At 55.9% G+C, this 15,450-nt stretch carries 13 protein-coding genes; 5 read left to right on the top strand and 8 right to left on the bottom strand.

Going from position 1 to position 15,450, the window contains the following annotated elements; genetic code table 11:
- Window positions 1-325: 325 nt before the first annotated feature.
- Together ACQUQU_RS15665 and ACQUQU_RS15660 are read left to right on the top strand one after the other, a co-directional pair.
- Complete coding sequence (locus ACQUQU_RS15665; RefSeq protein WP_430460639.1) at window positions 326-997, top strand: hypothetical protein; 672 nt, start codon at window positions 326-328, stop codon at window positions 995-997.
- Between the two features lie 235 nt (window positions 998-1,232).
- Window positions 1,233-3,206, top strand: coding sequence for a hypothetical protein (locus ACQUQU_RS15660; protein ID WP_430460638.1), 1,974 nt, complete (start codon window positions 1,233-1,235; stop codon window positions 3,204-3,206).
- A 33-nt stretch (window positions 3,207-3,239) separates the two neighbouring features.
- Here the strand turns inward: ACQUQU_RS15660 and ACQUQU_RS15655 are convergent, their stop codons facing one another.
- Window positions 3,240-5,135, bottom strand: coding sequence for an ATP-binding cassette domain-containing protein (locus ACQUQU_RS15655; RefSeq protein WP_430460637.1), 1,896 nt, complete (start codon window positions 5,133-5,135; stop codon window positions 3,240-3,242).
- Window positions 5,136-5,162: 27 nt separating this feature from the next.
- Between ACQUQU_RS15655 and ACQUQU_RS15650 the strand changes: the two genes are divergently transcribed.
- Window positions 5,163-5,624: a TIGR02444 family protein gene (locus tag ACQUQU_RS15650; protein ID WP_430460636.1), complete on the top strand. Its 462-nt coding sequence runs from the start codon at window positions 5,163-5,165 to the stop codon at window positions 5,622-5,624.
- Here the strand turns inward: ACQUQU_RS15650 and ACQUQU_RS15645 are convergent, their stop codons facing one another.
- Window positions 5,625-6,665: a hypothetical protein gene (locus tag ACQUQU_RS15645; protein ID WP_430460635.1), complete on the bottom strand. Its 1,041-nt coding sequence runs from the start codon at window positions 6,663-6,665 to the stop codon at window positions 5,625-5,627. It abuts the gene before it with no gap.
- Between the two features lie 146 nt (window positions 6,666-6,811).
- The gene (locus ACQUQU_RS15640; RefSeq protein ID WP_430460634.1) at window positions 6,812-7,552 is read right to left on the bottom strand and encodes an AAA family ATPase; all 741 of its coding nucleotides are present in this window, start codon (window positions 7,550-7,552) and stop codon (window positions 6,812-6,814) included.
- A 110-nt stretch (window positions 7,553-7,662) separates the two neighbouring features.
- Here ACQUQU_RS15640 and ACQUQU_RS15635 point away from each other — a divergent pair, with 110 nt between their 5' ends.
- A complete protein-coding gene (locus ACQUQU_RS15635; protein ID WP_430460633.1) occupies window positions 7,663-8,097 on the top strand; it encodes a DUF4124 domain-containing protein in 435 nt (144 codons plus the stop codon).
- 12 nt (window positions 8,098-8,109) lie between these two features.
- Here ACQUQU_RS15635 and ACQUQU_RS15630 read toward each other — a convergent pair whose 3' ends face one another.
- From ACQUQU_RS15630 to ACQUQU_RS15620, 3 genes are all read right to left on the bottom strand, one after another.
- Complete coding sequence (locus ACQUQU_RS15630) at window positions 8,110-9,090, bottom strand: WD40 repeat domain-containing protein (RefSeq protein WP_430460632.1); 981 nt, start codon at window positions 9,088-9,090, stop codon at window positions 8,110-8,112.
- 98 nt (window positions 9,091-9,188) lie between these two features.
- Window positions 9,189-9,704: a sigma D regulator gene (gene rsd, locus ACQUQU_RS15625; protein WP_430460631.1), complete on the bottom strand. Its 516-nt coding sequence runs from the start codon at window positions 9,702-9,704 to the stop codon at window positions 9,189-9,191.
- A 111-nt stretch (window positions 9,705-9,815) separates the two neighbouring features.
- Window positions 9,816-10,349 carry a disulfide bond formation protein B gene (locus ACQUQU_RS15620; RefSeq protein WP_430460630.1) on the bottom strand — a complete coding sequence of 178 codons (534 nt, stop codon included), beginning with the start codon at window positions 10,347-10,349 and terminating at the stop codon, window positions 9,816-9,818.
- Between the two features lie 115 nt (window positions 10,350-10,464).
- Between ACQUQU_RS15620 and ACQUQU_RS15615 the strand changes: the two genes are divergently transcribed.
- Window positions 10,465-10,875, top strand: coding sequence for a flagellar basal body-associated FliL family protein (locus ACQUQU_RS15615; protein WP_430460629.1), 411 nt, complete (start codon window positions 10,465-10,467; stop codon window positions 10,873-10,875).
- Window positions 10,876-10,995: 120 nt separating this feature from the next.
- Here ACQUQU_RS15615 and gshA read toward each other — a convergent pair whose 3' ends face one another.
- Together gshA and ACQUQU_RS15605 are read right to left on the bottom strand one after the other, a co-directional pair.
- Window positions 10,996-12,579, bottom strand: coding sequence for a glutamate--cysteine ligase (gene gshA / locus ACQUQU_RS15610; protein ID WP_430460628.1), 1,584 nt, complete (start codon window positions 12,577-12,579; stop codon window positions 10,996-10,998).
- Between the two features lie 409 nt (window positions 12,580-12,988).
- Window positions 12,989-15,328, bottom strand: coding sequence for a Tex family protein (locus tag ACQUQU_RS15605; protein WP_430460627.1), 2,340 nt, complete (start codon window positions 15,326-15,328; stop codon window positions 12,989-12,991).
- Window positions 15,329-15,450 lie beyond the last annotated feature (122 nt).

The raw sequence follows: 15,450 nt of genomic DNA, 5'->3' as shown, positions 1-15,450 counted from the left end.
CAGGCGCCCTTTTTATTTACGGTTTCTCCGTTATTGGGTTTAAAAACCGGTTTGCTGGCATTGATCACATTAATGCACAAGACAGATATGACATCAGGATAGATACTGACTTTTATGTGTATATAATACGTAAATTATTAATTTAACTGATGGATCAGCCTTGAAACCTTCTCTTGTTTATCTTTTACCTGCCGCTTTATTAACTGCCTGCGGCGGTGCTTCCGATTCCACCGATCAGCCCTCTGTCGAGCAATTCAGTGTCGCTCCCTATTCCACCGCAGCTGCAGGGCTGAGTTCCGATTCGATCCTTGGAACCTGGGTGGGGGTGATCAATACCGATCGTAAACGCCACGATATGGTGAATGTGCAAATGCCGGCACAGGAAAGCAGCAGTGCGCTGCAGGTGCTGGTCATCCGCACCAATAGTCTGGGAATCGGTTATGAAGTGGCTTCCTGTTCCGGCGGTTTTAACAGTCTGACAATATCGAAAGATCATTTAAGCAGTACCCAATTTGTTGGTAACCGCACCGGAAGAAACCGGATAAGCACAAGCTACTCTGGCAGTCGTCAGGTGTCGCTGAGCAGGCTGGCGTCGTATCAGGAAGACGTTGAGCAAACCGTGGAATTCCGCCGCGTCAGCGACTCGGTTAATCCGTTTGGTACCTGGAAACTGAACTGGTCGGATACGGAAGGTGACAGCTCGGTAGGCGTTACCTGTGCTGTGATTGAAAACCGTAATGACGATCGTCAGGCGGTGGTGGTTGCCGCAGCGGACGGCAGTCGTATGCAACTGACCGATTATATCCCGGTCGATTCTTACACCGCTTTCATTGTGCAGGCCGGACATGATGATGGAATCGTCAACCTACTGACCTACGGCAGTCAGAATTACACGATCTCATCGCAATCGGATCAGGCGCTGAGTTATACCTACAACGCGACCTCCAGCGATGGCCTGAGTATCGCAGGTAACGTCAGCCTGAAGCTGATCCCATAGATCTGTGCCGGTTGGCTGGCCTTGTGTGTGCTCCCTTCATAATAAAAAGGCCCGCTTTGCGGGCCTTTTTATTGGTCTGGCCCGCGCTGGCGGGTGCCGGTTTGAGCCATTCCTGTCCCCTGCGTTGCAAGACTCAGTATTGCGTCTTAGCCTTCATGTCTGATTCTGCTGCCTCTGATCTTCAGGGCGTGGCTTCTGCGATAAAACCGCACGGTGCGGCTGATGGAGTTTTCGCATGAAACGATTATTGCTGGTACTGAGCGCCGGACTGGCGTCTGGCTGTTGGTACTCCCCGGGAGAACGTTCGGTGTTCTGGGAGGAGGATGGTTCCGTCACCATTGAGCGTTCGATGACAGCCGACCTGCTCGATGTTGAAAACTGGCAGACAGGTTCCTGTATTGCGGTGCCATCCGACTGGACCGGCGACATCACAGTTTCTATTTCTGGCACGCAGCAAAGTGGCGGCGTTGAGCAGGCATTTACGGCGACGTCGGCTGCCTATGATGCGGGTACGACGGAAATAGCGGGCCTGTTACCGTTGCCGGATCTGACCTGGCATTGCTATGCCGATATCGCCCGCGATTACGGTCCGGACAGTACCGGTACCATCACCTATCAGCTGATGCCTGAATCGGATGCCGCCACTGTCGTGACTACCATTGGCGTGCTCAGTGACGACGCGGACAAGGAATACTACTACCAGCAGCAGTCTTCTCATCAGCTGTTGCGCAGCGACACCGTGGACGCTTACTGGATGCCATTGGGTGACGTTCTGATTGGTGACGGCTCGCAGACTTTGCAGACGCTGGATGTCGGCAGCACGCGTTACTATTTCGGTTCGGTGTGGTCTGGTGCATCGGATCAGGCATCGCGTTTGTATCAGCTGACGGACGATGGCGTTACGGCGCTGGCCGATATTCCGCGCACTGAAACCTTACTGCGGGTGAATGATCTCTATTTCAGTTTGTCTGCCTATACGGCGGACATCGATGGTAATAACCAGACGTGGACCGACGTCCGTTATTCGTCGGATCTGGCGACCTGGTCAGAGCCGGCCACGTTGCCACACCTTCATGCGATTTATTGGGATGCGGTCCGTGAGGAATACGTCGCTGCGGTGGAGGATTCGTACACACCCATTGAAAAAGGTGTCTACACCTCGACGGACCTGAGCAGCTGGACTTACGCCAACTGGGTGGACCTGCAAACCGTGTATTTTGCTTTCCTCAGTAACGGACGTGCGTTCGCGGCGTCTTCCAATTCTTATCCGACGCCTTTCCATCAGCGCGCTGCGGAATCGGATACCTGGGAAGTGGCCGACATCATTCCGCAGAAAGTGGGTGAAAGTCAGACTCATCAGTTTCTCTTTACGGGCATGCAGGTGATCGACGATGTCATTCACGTGGTCGGTTACCGCCGTTTTCTGGATGGCAGTACCGTCACCAACGATGACGTGTTTTACGGTCAATCCAGCGATGGTGAGAACTGGAGCTGGCACGATCTGGGCAGCTATGCCGAACTCGGTTATCCGTCGGAGTTCTATGTGATGGGCAGCGAAATTTTTGTGTCCACCGGCAACCGGCAATTACTGCGCTCGCTGGACAACGGCGACAGTTGGACCGAAGTCTCTTCTGCCGCAACCGCGCTGGTTGAAAATACGGAGCTGTATGCGGCCGAAAGCATTTGGGTGCGAAATGTCGTCAAACAAGGCGGGCAGTATGTTCTGACCGTGATGGCCTCGCTGAAAGATGGCGAGATACCGTCGCTGACAGCGCTGATCAGTACCTCTGATTTCGCTGCATATCAGTTGCTGGCGGTCAGCAACGGTCAGGCGATCGTACCTAACCTGAGTGCACTGACGTTTACCGAACAGGTCGGCGGCCAGCTGCGCGCTCAGCAGTTGCAGGACGCCGCAGCGGACAACGACGGTGATTATCTGAGTGATGCGATTGATCCGGATGATGACAACGACGGTGTGCCCGACGAGGACGATGCGTTGCCGTTCGACGCAACGGAAAGTGTGGATACCGACGGTGATGGTATTGGCAACAACGCCGATACCGACGACGACAATGACGGTGTGCCGGACACCAGTGACCGTTACCCGCTGGATTCCGAACGCAGTAAAAAATCCAGTAAAGGCGGTGCTCTGTTCTGGTTGCCGCTGCTGATTCTGCCGTTGGCAGTCCGTCGCCGTACACGCGGCTGACGGGTGTAAAAAAGGGCGCTTAAGCGCCCTTTTTTATTCGTCAGCTTCCAGTTGTTCGGTCAGCTCCATCCATTCCATTTCGACTTCTTCCAACTCGCTTTTGAGCTTGCCCTGCTGTTGCAGCAATTTGTTCAGCTCATCTTTGCGCGCCGCGTCGTACAGACCGTTGTCACCCAGCTGTTCTTCAATGGTGGCCAACTGCGTTTGCAGGGTTTCCATTTTTTTCTCGGCGGCTTGTTGCTTCTTACGCAGCGGCGCTAAGCGTTGACGCTTTTCGGCGTCGAGGCGTTTCTGTTCTTTGCGGTCAACAGCGGGAGCAGCCGGTGCTGCACTAGCGGCATTGCCGCCAGCTGGTTGCGCCTGTTGTTCTTCGCGTTGTTGCAGGTACTGATGGTAGTCGTCTAGGTCGCCATCAAATTCCTGAATTTTACCGTTATCAACCAGCCAGTATTCGTCGACGGTGGCTTTCAGCAGGTGACGGTCGTGGCTCACTACCAGAATGGCACCGGGAAAATTCTGCAGCGCGACGGTTAAGGCTTCGCGCATTTCGATGTCCAGATGGTTGGTCGGTTCGTCGAGGATGAGCAGGTTAGGCTTCATCCAGGCGACGCAAGCCAACGCTAGACGGGCTTTTTCGCCGCCGGAAAACGGCTCAATCACTTCCAGTGCGCGGTCTCCGTGGAAACCAAACCCACCGAGGAAATTACGGATTTCCTGATCGGAGGCTTTGGGTTTCAGGCGTTGCAGAATCAGCGCACCGGTGGCTTTCACATCCAGTGATTCAAGCTGGTGCTGAGCGTAGTAACCAATGCGCAGGTGTTCGCCTTCGGAGCGCTCACCACTGAGCATTGGTAATTCGCGGCACAGGGTTTTCAGTAATGTCGATTTACCCGCGCCGTTGGGTCCGAGCAGACCGACGCGGTGACCGGGCACCACGCTGAGTTTAACGTCAGGCAGAATGGTTTTGCCCGGATAACCCAGCTGCGCGTGATCAATGGCCAGCAGCGGCGTGGACATTTTTTCATAGCACGGGAATTCAAAATGGAAGGGTGAATCCACGTGCGCCGGTGCAATTAATTCCATGCGCTGCAGTTCTTTTAGGCGGCTTTGAGCCTGTTTGGCTTTAGACGCTTTGGCGCGAAAACGGGCAACGAATTTTTCGATTTCGGCCACGCGTTCCTGTTGTTTCTCGTACACGCTTTGTTGCTGTGCGAGTTTCTCGGCGCGGATGCGTTCGTAGGCGCTGTAGTTACCCGGATACAGGGTCAGGCTCTGCTGATGCAGGTGCACGATGTTGTTGGCCACACCGTCGATAAAGTCGCGGTCGTGGGAAATAAACAGCAGGGTACCCGGATAATTTTTCAGGTACTGCTCAAGCCACAGTGTTGCTTCGAGGTCCAAGTGGTTGGTCGGTTCGTCGAGCAGCAGCAGGTCGGATGGCATCATCAGCGCCTGCGCCAGGTTCAGACGGATACGCCAGCCACCGGAAAAACTTTTCACCGGCCGCTGCAGCTCTTCCTGTGAAAACCCTAAGCCGTGCAGCAGCTGTTGTGCTTTGACCGGCACGCCATAGCCCTGATGCTGATCCATCTGATCGAGCCAGTGCGCAAGATCGTTATCGCTTTTGGCGTTGGCAATGTTGTGCTCTATGGTGCGGTACAGCGAGTCGCCGTCCATCGCATAATCCAGCGCGCTGCGCTCGCTGGCTTCCACTTCCTGCCGCATATGGGCGATGCGCCATTTCGGTGGAATATACAGGTCACCGCCGTCGACGTTCAGTTCGCCGTTGAGCAGGGCAAACAGACTGGACTTACCAGCACCATTCGGGCCGATAAGTGCCATTTTCTGGCCATCGTGAATGCGCAGCGAAGCATCTTTGAGCAGAGTCTGCGTTCCGCGTTGCAGGGAAACCTGATTAAATTCAATCATATCGGCAGCAAATAAAAGGTGACGGCAATGGCGGCGCAGTTTGCCACAGAATCCGGTGATAACCCACTCTGGCACTATGTGCTCGACCTGTATGGCAGGCCCGGCGTGAAAGAGCAGATGCTGACGCTGCAGAACGACTATGGGGTCGATGTGCTGCTGGTGCTGAGCGACCATTGGCTGCGCTCACAGAGCAAAAGTTGGCCGGAAGAAGACGCATTGGCTGCTTACATCGCCTGGCGCGACGCCCTGGTGCTGCCATTGCGGGCCTTGCGGGTGTCATTGGAAAAACCGTCGGAACCGCTGCGTTCGCAGTTACTGAAGAGCGAACTGCTGGCCGAGCAGGAAGGTATCCGACGTTTGTTTGCTGTGCTGGAACGTGCGCAGGGTGAACGTGAGTTACTGACGCTCGACGCGCTGTGGGCTTACCCGCAACGCGGGCAAAAAAAAGAGGCCGTAAGGCCTCTTCTTCAGCAGTTCAGAGCGTTGTAATTACTCAGCGCTGAACAGGCTTGAACCATCAGCCGCTGGCGCGTCTGCTGGTTTCTCTTCGGCAACCGGTGCTTCAACCACAGGTGCAACCGGAGCTTCAACAACCGGTGCAACAGGTGCTTCAACAACCTCAGCGGCTTTCACTTCTTCAGCAACGACCGGTGCTGCTTCTGCTTTAGCAACCGCTGGTGCGGCTTTCTTAACGGCTGGTTTTTTCGCAGCGGGTTTCTTGGCAACAGGCTTTTTCGCAGCCGGTTTAGCCACTACTTTCTTTTCGGCGGCTGGTGCAGCTTCAGCGGCTTTGGCAGCAGGTGCTGCTTTGGCTGCAGTTTTAGCTGGCGCTTTCTTGGCTACCGGCTTTTTAGCCGCTGGCTTTTTTACAGCTGCTTTTTTGGCAGCAGGCGCTGCTGCAGGTGCAGCTTCAGCGGCTTTCACTGCAGGTACGGCTTTCTTAGCGGCTGGCTTTTTGGCAACGGCTTTCTTGGCAGCAGGCTTCTTCGCTGTGGTTTTGGCAGCGGCTTTCTCAGCGGCGGCAGCGGCTTTGGCCAGAACAGCGCGTGCTTTCGCGGCGGCAGACAGTTCAGTGGCCGTTGCTTTAGCAGCAGCGGCAGCTTCTTTGGCGGCTGCAGCAGCGGCTTTAGCAGCGGCAGCTTTTACTTTGGCAGCATCCAGCTGACGCACGCCGGCCGGAGTCTTCTTCATTTTTACTTTTGCCATAATGGTTTTGACGGCGGCGGCCGCATTGGCAGAAGTATCAGAGGCTTTTTTCAGTGCAACGGTGGCTTTGGCCAGCGCTTTTTCCGCATCGCTCAGTTCTTTGGCGCGGGCAGTATCCAGTTTGGCCTGCAGAGCTGCGATGTCTTTTTCCAGCAGCTGAACAGCAGACAGTGCAGGTGCTTTCGCTTTGGCAACTGCCTTGCGTGCCGGTGCTTTTTTCGCAGCAGGTGCCTTTTTAGCAACTGGAGTTTTTACAGCTTTTGCCACTGCTTTGGTTTTAGCAGCGGGCGCTTTTTTAGCGGTAGCGGGTTTGCGTGCGGCCATGTGCACTTCCTCATTCAGGTTTTGGATTCCGGCATTATACGAATTGAGCGCTTTTCATCCACGAATTTAAGATGAATTTTTTGTGCGTGTCGTTGCTATTAAAGCAGTGGTTACCTCCGGTTGCCCAGAGGATATTCGGGACATTTTTAATTTACGTTATTTTTCAGCGCTTTGATGTGCTGATTTACCCAGCCAATGAGTGCATTCCACTCTTTCATATCTTTGGCATCGGTCTGTTCGAAATCGACCAGACCTAATCCGTGCTCACTGGCGCGGACATAGAATTGGGTGTCGCGGAAGGCTGCCACAAACGGAATTTGCAGACTCTTGAGGAAGCGCTCTAACTTAGCGTAAATCAGCGTGTTTTTACGTACGCGGTTGGCCACTACAGCAATGGGTTTCGGACTGATGCGGTACGCGCGTGACAGCAGTACATCACGGATAAATCCGGTGGCGGCACGGATGTCGATCGCGGATGGAATTACGGGAATGATGATAACGTCGGACGACTGAATCAGATCCGACAGTTCGTTACCGCTGAGGCCGGCCGGTGTGTCGATCACTACGCGCGAGGTGCTGACCGGAACGCGCATGCTCCAGGTTTTGGTGGAGGTGGTCGGCGCCAGTCGTTGAAAGGCAGCAACGCCATTGATGACCGGCAGGTTTTCATCGCGGGCCTGAAGCCAGTCCATCGACGAACCTTGCGGGTCGTAATCTATCAGTGCCGTGACTTCGCCATGGCGGGTGAAGTAGCTGGCAAGATTGGTGGCCATGGTGGTTTTGCCACAGCCGCCTTTCGCATTCGCAATCATGATGCGAACGGGCATGACCCGGGTAACAACCCGGACGCCTGGCGAAGATGTTGGTGGCGTTTCTGTTTCGGTCACGAATCCGTCCTGTATTCTGCTGCCGACGCTTAGTTATCGGTTATATGCGCAGTGTCCTTGTAGCATAGGTTATAATCCGGCGCCGTGGAGTGAATCACAAGGATGAGAAAATGAAAACCAAGATCACCTTTATGCTGTTGATTCTGGCAGCAGCCTGTATTGCCCCCTTCTTTATAAAAGGTCCGAACGGACAACCCCTGATGACGCTGCCGCAGAAAGACCAGCAGCTGTCGACCGAAGAAACCCGTCAGACCTACTACAAGTGGCAGGATGAAAAAGGCCAGTGGCACTTTGGTGATGACGTACCAAAAGACGCGAAAACCGTTGCGGTGGAAATTGATACCGCAGCGAATATTCTGCAGAGCGTGAAGATGCCGGTCGCGGAACCGGTTAAGCCGAAAGCCAAAGCGCAGACAACACCATCGGCCATCCCGGGAATACCGATGACGGTGAATCCGGCGGAAATTCCCAAGCTGATTGAAGATGCGAAGAACGTGCAGACGATGGTGGACGATCGTGCGCGTCAGCTGGAGCAGACGCGCTGAGGGAAGCGGTTTTCAGTGCAGAAAATAGAGCAGGCCGTTGGTACCGGCGGCCAGCCAGCCACTGTTCATAAAGGCGACGTCTTCCACCATGACGGTACTGTTCACCCAGGTGTCACGGTTGCTGGCACGCCATAGCTGTTGACGCTCCCCACTGCTGACATTCCACAGTTCGATATGACCTGCTGTGGTGCCGGTCAGCAGTTGCGCGTCGTTACCGGAAAAGCGCGCCGCGCTGTAATGTCCGCGTGTGCGGCCAATTTCTTTCAATAAACGACCGGATGCCACGTCCCATATTTTTCCGGGTTCATTCAACGCTGACGTGAACAGCAGACGACCGTCGGCGGACAGCTGCACGGTACGCACCTGCGTGCGGTGCTTCAGGGTGAACAGCAGCTTGCCGTTTTCCAGATTCCAGATGCGCGCATTCAGGTCTTCGGAACCGGTTGCCCCGATCAGGCCATCCTCGCTGACGCTGACAGAATACACAGTGCCATCGTGCGCCAGTCGCTGACGTACACCGCCATTTTTAATATCGAATAAGGTCGCGCTGAAATCACGCAGACCGAGCAGGGCGAAATTGCCGTTGCCGGTCAGTGCGATATCTTCAATATCACCCGGTGCATTCCAGAACCACACGGCTTCACCGGTATCGCGTGTCCACAGCACAATGGTACGGCCGTCGGAGGTGGCGACGAATTTACCTTCCGGTGAAAACGCGCTGCTGGTGATGGCACTGAGGTCGTCCTGTTTATGGTTCCAGTCGAACAGCCGGTCGACCGGTTGGGTTTTCCACAGACTGCCACCGTGATGCAGACTGCCGACCATGGCGGCGCTGCCGTCATTGGCGAGGCGAATGGAGTACGCAGCCTGACGGGCAACTTCGCGTACATCGGCAGGCTCTTTGCCCTGATCGCAACCGGTAAGCAACAGCACCGCCGGCAACAGCAGCGCGCTTAATGGAATCGACCGGCGGGAAAACAGGCGGAAGGTCATTGCGGAAGCATCTCTGAAGACAAAAGGCACATGCAATAAGTGTAGCGGCTTCAGCGGGATTGGGGGAAAGTCAGGACCGGAAAACCGGCCCTGTGCATTCAGCCGGCTACCAGATCGCGGTGAATGTTGTGCAGACGTTCGATCAGGCGGTCTTCCAGCTGGAAGCGCTCTTCCAGAATTTCGCCGATACCGGACAGTTCGCCCGGCAACTGAGCCAGCATGTCGAAGGTACAGTTCTGATCGTAGGTGTCGTTGAAGTCGACGCAGCGGGTTGTCAGTGTGTCCAGCTGAGGCACCAGAGTGCGGGCCAGTTCGAGTCCGTCTTCGTCTTCGTAATCTTTCGCTTCACGCACCAGTTGTTCGTAAATTTCGAAATGGCCGGTGGAGCAGTAGTCCATCAGGTTCTGGCAGAACGACGCCAGAGTGGCCGACAGAGGTTCTTCCGCTGACAGCGGTTTACTGGCCGACAGGCGGCAGAATTCAACGATGAGTTCCTGACGGGCGTTTAACCAGCTATCAATGAGTTTATGAACGCCGCCCCAGCGTTCTTGTGCAGTCTTGCAGCCTTCCAGCATGGTGTCCTCCCGGCTGTCCTGATCAGGACAGTTTGTCATTTTTGTACTGGGTTACGGGGACACTATAGGCCGGTTAAAAACCGCTAAGCAAGCGGCTTTTTTGCGATTCCGGCCTTGATAAATGCAGGCTTTCTGCTTGCTTGACGCGGATCAGTGAGCGCGCTTGACCGACACTTTCACCAGCGCAAATGTAGCGGCTGAGGCGTAGCCCAAGAAGCAGAGGAGGGTCCACCACGGCATGCTTTTACCGAGGAAGGTCCAGGTGATTTCGGCGCAGTTGCCGTCGCCGTGCAGCATCACTTTCAGCAGCTCCGTCAGGGGCAGGGTTTCGAGCATGTAGTCGAAGCTCGGGCCACAGGCCGGTACTTCTTCTTTCGGCAGGCTCTGCAGCCACAGCTGATGATCGGCTGCCCACACACCCAGCAGCGCCGAGGCGAGCGTGAATAACAACGCGAGCTTCAGGCCCCAGCTGGCCGGATTGCCCTGACGCGGGCGGGAGAAGAACGCCGCAAGGAAACCGATGCCGACAAATAAGGTGGCCAGACGCTGCAGCATGCACAGCGGGCAGGGCTCGAGAAACAGCACGTATTCGAAGTAATAGGCGGCGCCGAGCAAACCGGCACAAGACAGGAAACCCGCCAGATAACCGTGATGAAGAGACAACGATTGGATTAACGATTTCATAGTAGGGTCCATGCCTGACGATATTGAAAGTCTACCACAGCCACGTCATGGGTTATCTGGTCTAACATCAATAGGGTGTGGTGTCTGAACCGGGTTAGAAGCAGAGGGAGGGATTATGTTCCGCAAGGGTTTTCCGGGCTGGCTGATGCTGGCGTTAATGACGATGGTACTGCCGGTGCGCGGTGAAGATGCGCCTGTGGTGAATGCGGCCAAATACATTTATATGGAGCCGGCCATTGTGGTGAATTACGGCAGCAGCGGGCGCATTAAGTTTCTGCGCACCGAAGTCGCGCTGAAGGTCACAGGCAACGAAGCCGCCGAGCAGGTGACCCATCACAAACCGTATCTGCGCAATAATCTGGTGATGCTGTTCAGTGCGCAGGAGTCGGAAACCATGAACTCGGCGCAGGGCCGTGAGTCGCTGCGTAAGGTGGCGCTCGACGAAGTGCGGGCCTTAATGGTCAAGCTCGAAGGTATGCCGTATATCGACGATCTGTATTTCAATAATTTCGTCGTTCAGAACTGAACAGCATCCGGCTGAGCAGTACATAACGGCCAGTGAGCGCATAAAAAACGGGAGGCACTGCCTCCCGTTTTTTTATGTCACGCGTTTTCAGCGTCACGTGTTTTCTTCGCCAGATCCGGCTCAGCCGCGGCGCAGATAGTTTTCCAGATACTCGGCAAACGGCAGGGTATCCGACGCTTCCATCGCCGCCTGTTCGTCCAGCGAATTGGCCGCCATCTGCGCCCATTGTTTGCTCACATCCTGCCCCAAATTTTCGCTCAGGGTTTTGCGGTGCTGCTGGGCCTGTTCCAGCGTGAGCGCAGCGAATTCTTTGCCGCTTTCCTGCAGGGCGCGCAATACGCGGGCCGACGGTGTCAGTGAGCTGTCGGCCAGCTTCAGGCGCTGCTGATTCAGTGCATCGGTGTGGAAGGTGTGGCCGGCGGATTCGTCCATGGTGCGGGCCAGATCAGCCATGCTGTCGAGCAGCTCCAGTCCCCATTGCTGCAGACCAACAGAAGCCGCGCCGCGTTCGAGCATCAGGCCCGGACGACGACCTTCCATAACGGTGGCCTGCTGATTGCGTTTGATCTGCCAGTATTCGCTTTCGTCGATGTCGGCGCTGTCGTTCAGCAGACACCAGATCAGGAACACATCCATAAACTGCATCTGCGGTACATCGATGCCCACCGGCAGGAAGGGGTTCACATCGGTGCAGCGTACTTCGATGTATTCCACACCGTATTTGGCCAGTGCCTGCAGTGGTTTTTCGCCGTTGCGGGCCACGCGTTTCGGACGGATATCGCTGTAGAACTCGTTCTCGATCTGCAGCAGATTGGTATTCAGCTGTTTGTAGTGGCCCTGCTCGTCCTGAACACCGATGGCTTCGTACGCTTCCACCGGTTCGGTGACGGCGCGGCCAAGGGTGGTGACGTAACGCTCGATGGTGTTGTGACACACCATCAGGCTCGACTGGGCGTTGTTCTGGTAACCCAGATCGCTCATGCGCAGCGAGGTGGCGTACGGACCGTACAGCGTGTGCTGATGCAGGCGGTCGAGTTTGTGATTGCGTCCGGCCAGGAACGACTCACACACAGCCGGTGACGCGCCGAACAGGTACATCAGCAGCCAGGAATTACGGCGGAAATTCCGGATCAGGCCAAAATAGCGCGCGGAAATGTAGTTCTGCATCACGCGCGGATTGGCGTCGTCCGGCTGCACGCCATCGAGCTGCGCCAGTACCGGCCAGAGGTCGGCCGGTACTGAGAAGTTGTAGTGAATGCCGGAAATGGTCTGCATCACACGGCCGTAGCGGTGCCACAGACCATGACGGTAAACGTGTTTCAGCTTGCCCAGATTCGAGCTGCCGTAGTGGGCGATCGGTACGCTCATCTCACCCTGCAGAATGCACGGCATCGAGCTTGGCCAGATCAGCTCGCCATCGAGGTGCTTGTAAGCAAAGCGATGGGCAATGTTCAGGTAGGCGTGGGTTTCGTGCGCCGAGCCGAAGACTGGGGTGATGAACTCCAGCAATGCTTCGGAATAATCGGTGGTGATGCTCGGATGGGTCAGTGCCGACCCCAGACCTTTCGGGTGGGCCTTCTGGCTGATGATGCCCTGCGGAGAACAGCGCAGGCCTTCTTTCTCAATGCCACGCTGAATCTGGTTCAACAGCGGCAGGTGCTGAGCCTGACTCAGGGTGGTCAGTGCTTGTTGATATGTCGCCAAGATGGCCTCGGGGCAAAAACAGAGATCGCCGGATTATAGGGGCAAAAGTGCGCGCGACGATACCACCCGGCAGTAAGGTTGGTGGTATTCATTGTTCGCTCTTCTGATATCAGATATGGGTACCCTAACGATCTTCGATTGTTGCTTTACGGCATTCAGCTTGTACGAGCGTCTTCTCGCAGTAGTACATTGAATGGGCGTCAAAATCAGACATGACACCCGCCTCTTGAATGTATATCCAAGCTTGCTTGTCAGTGGATACCGGGAATACATCGGCAGTGGCTGCACAGCCCGTTACAACAAGTACGGATAATGCGCATGATAAAAGGCCAGTTACTTTCACGGTATTTTCCTTAAAAAGTGAACCGTGAAAGTAACACTGAGTAATAATCCTATCAATTTTGGATGTTTACTTTTTGGCTTTAGCGAAGGCCGCCGCCAGAGCACCGGCCATAGCGCCCTGCGCCGGGGCTTTGTCGCCGAAGCTGTTGCGGTTAGGGGCACCGTTGGCACGCTGACCGTTGCGTTGTGGCTTCTCGCCCGCCACACGTCCGGCCGCCTGTTCATTGGCGTCGTCGCTCATGCGCATGGACAGGCCAATACGCTTACGCGCCACGTCCACTTCCATGACTTTGACCTTAACGATGTCGCCGGCTTTGACCACGTCACGCGGGTCTTTGACGAAGGTGTCCGACAGCGCAGAAATGTGTACTAAGCCGTCCTGATGCACGCCGATATCCACAAACGCACCGAAGGCGGCGACGTTGGTGATCACGCCTTCCAGCACCATGTTCGGCTGCAGGTCTTTGATGTCTTCAACGCCGTCTTTGAACTCAGCGAATTTGAATTCCGGACGTGGGTCGCGGCCCGGTTTCTGCAGTTCGCTGACGATGTCGCGGATGGTGATTTCACCGGTTTTTTCATCAGCGAATTTCGCTGCGTTCACGGATTTCAGCAGCGCGCTGTCGCCGATCAGGCTGGACACATCACGGGCAAATTCGTGGGCGATTTTTTCCACCACGGGGTAGGACTCAGGGTGCACGGCGGAGGCATCGAGCGGGTTTTTGCCGTTCATAATGCGCAGGAAGCCGGCGGCCTGTTCAAAGGTTTTGTCGCCCAGACGCGGTACTTTCAGCAGGTCTTTACGTGACTGGAACGCGCCGTTGGCATCGCGGAAGGCGACGATGTTGGAAGCCAGTGTCGGGTTCAGGCCGGATACGCGGGTCAGCAGCGGCACCGAGGCGGTGTTCAGATCGACACCCACCGAGTTCACACAGTCTTCCACCACGGCGTCCAGTGAACGCGCCAGCTGGCTCTGGTTAACGTCGTGCTGGTACTGGCCAACACCGATGGATTTCGGCTCGATTTTCACCAGCTCGGCCAGCGGGTCCTGCAGACGACGGGCGATGGATACAGCACCACGGATGGTTACGTCCAGGTCGGGGAATTCTTTCGCCGCCAGTTCAGACGCTGAGTAAACCGATGCACCGGCTTCGTTCACCATCACTTTCTGCACATTTTTCAGCGCTGGCTGGGCTTTGATCATATCGGCGACGAACTTGTCGGTTTCACGTGAGCCGGTACCGTTACCGATGGAGATCAGTTCGACGTTGTGTTTGGCGATCAGCGCGCTAAGTACGGCTGCAGATTCGGCCAGGCGGTTCTGCGGTGGCGTCGGGTAAATGGTGGCGTAGTCGACCACTTTGCCGGTGTTATCCACCACAGCGACTTTCACCCCGGTACGCAGACCCGGGTCGAGGCCCATGGTGGCTTTGCGGCCCGCCGGTGCGGCCAGCAGCAGGTCTTTCAGGTTGTCGGCGAACACCTTGATGGCGGCTTCTTCGGCGCGTTCGCGCACGTCACTCATCAGCTCGGTTTCCAGATGCGTGAGCAGCTTGATGCGCCAGGTCCACTTCACCACTTCGTTCAGCCAACGGTCACCGGCACGGTTTTCGTTTTTGATGCCGAACTGTTCGGCGATCATGGCTTCGCACGGACTGGCGGCCAGTTTGTCTTCCGGATTGCCGGTGACCAGCGAGAAGCTCAGCACGCCTTCGTTGCGGCCGCGCAGAATGGCCAGTGCACGGTGACTCGGTACGTTTTTCAGCGCTTCATCGTGTTCGAAATAGTCGGCGAACTTAGCGCCAATGCCTTCCTGACCCGGCACCACGCGCACAGACAGCGTGGCTTCTTTCTGCATAAAGTCGCGCAGCTTGGCCAGCAGGTTGGCGTCTTCGGCGAAGCGTTCCATCAGAATGTATTTGGCGCCATCCAGAGCGGCTTTGGCATCAGCCACGCCCTGTTCGGCGTTGAGGAATTTTTCGGCTTCGGCGTCCGGATTCAGGGTCGGGTCGCCCAGCAGTGCGTCGGCCAGTGGCAGCAGACCGGCTTCGATGGCGATCTGGCCTTTGGTGCGGCGCTTGGGTTTGTACGGCAGGTACAGGTCTTCGAGGCGGGTCTTGGTGTCGGCTTTGAGAATCTCGCCTTTCAGCTCGGCGCTCAGTTTGCCCTGTTCTTCAATGCTTTTCAGAATCGCCAGACGACGGTCTTCCATCTCGCGCAGGTAACGCAGACGTTCTTCCAGCGTACGCAGCTGGCTGTCGTCCAGCTCACCGGTCACTTCCTTACGGTAACGGGCGATAAAGGGCACGGTGGCGCCTTCGTCGAGCAGGGCAACGGCGGCGGATACCTGTTGCGGGCGGATGTTCAGTTCTTCAGCAATGCGGAAACCAATAGACTCGTGACTCATAACACTCTCAGACGGGTAAAACGAAAAAAGCTGCGCCTGAGTATAACGGACTTGGCGGCCGGGCTCACGACAGGTGGTGTGCGTTGTGAAAACGGGCAAAAAAAACGGGAGCCTGAGCTCCC

The organism is Thalassolituus sp. LLYu03, assembly GCF_050507655.1.
In the GTDB taxonomy this organism is placed as follows: domain Bacteria; phylum Pseudomonadota; class Gammaproteobacteria; order Pseudomonadales; family Oceanobacteraceae; genus Venatoribacter.
Note: the sequence above shows the minus strand (reverse complement) of the source record. Positions and strands in the feature narration are given on the sequence as shown.

Excerpts from the sequence above, each read along its gene's own strand:
- ACQUQU_RS15660 (WP_430460638.1), top strand. The coding sequence starts at position 1,233 with ATGAAACGATTATTGCTGGTACTGAGCGCCGGACTGGCGTCTGGCTGT.
- ACQUQU_RS15655 (WP_430460637.1), bottom strand. The coding sequence starts at position 5,135 with ATGATTGAATTTAATCAGGTTTCCCTGCAACGCGGAACGCAGACTCTG.
- ACQUQU_RS15650 (WP_430460636.1), top strand. The coding sequence starts at position 5,163 with ATGGCGGCGCAGTTTGCCACAGAATCCGGTGATAACCCACTCTGGCAC.
- ACQUQU_RS15645 (WP_430460635.1), bottom strand. The coding sequence starts at position 6,665 with ATGGCCGCACGCAAACCCGCTACCGCTAAAAAAGCGCCCGCTGCTAAA.
- ACQUQU_RS15635 (WP_430460633.1), top strand. The coding sequence starts at position 7,663 with ATGAAAACCAAGATCACCTTTATGCTGTTGATTCTGGCAGCAGCCTGT.
- ACQUQU_RS15630 (WP_430460632.1), bottom strand. The coding sequence starts at position 9,090 with ATGACCTTCCGCCTGTTTTCCCGCCGGTCGATTCCATTAAGCGCGCTG.
- rsd (WP_430460631.1), bottom strand. The coding sequence starts at position 9,704 with ATGACAAACTGTCCTGATCAGGACAGCCGGGAGGACACCATGCTGGAA.
- ACQUQU_RS15620 (WP_430460630.1), bottom strand. The coding sequence starts at position 10,349 with ATGAAATCGTTAATCCAATCGTTGTCTCTTCATCACGGTTATCTGGCG.
- ACQUQU_RS15615 (WP_430460629.1), top strand. The coding sequence starts at position 10,465 with ATGTTCCGCAAGGGTTTTCCGGGCTGGCTGATGCTGGCGTTAATGACG.
- ACQUQU_RS15605 (WP_430460627.1), bottom strand. The coding sequence starts at position 15,328 with ATGAGTCACGAGTCTATTGGTTTCCGCATTGCTGAAGAACTGAACATC.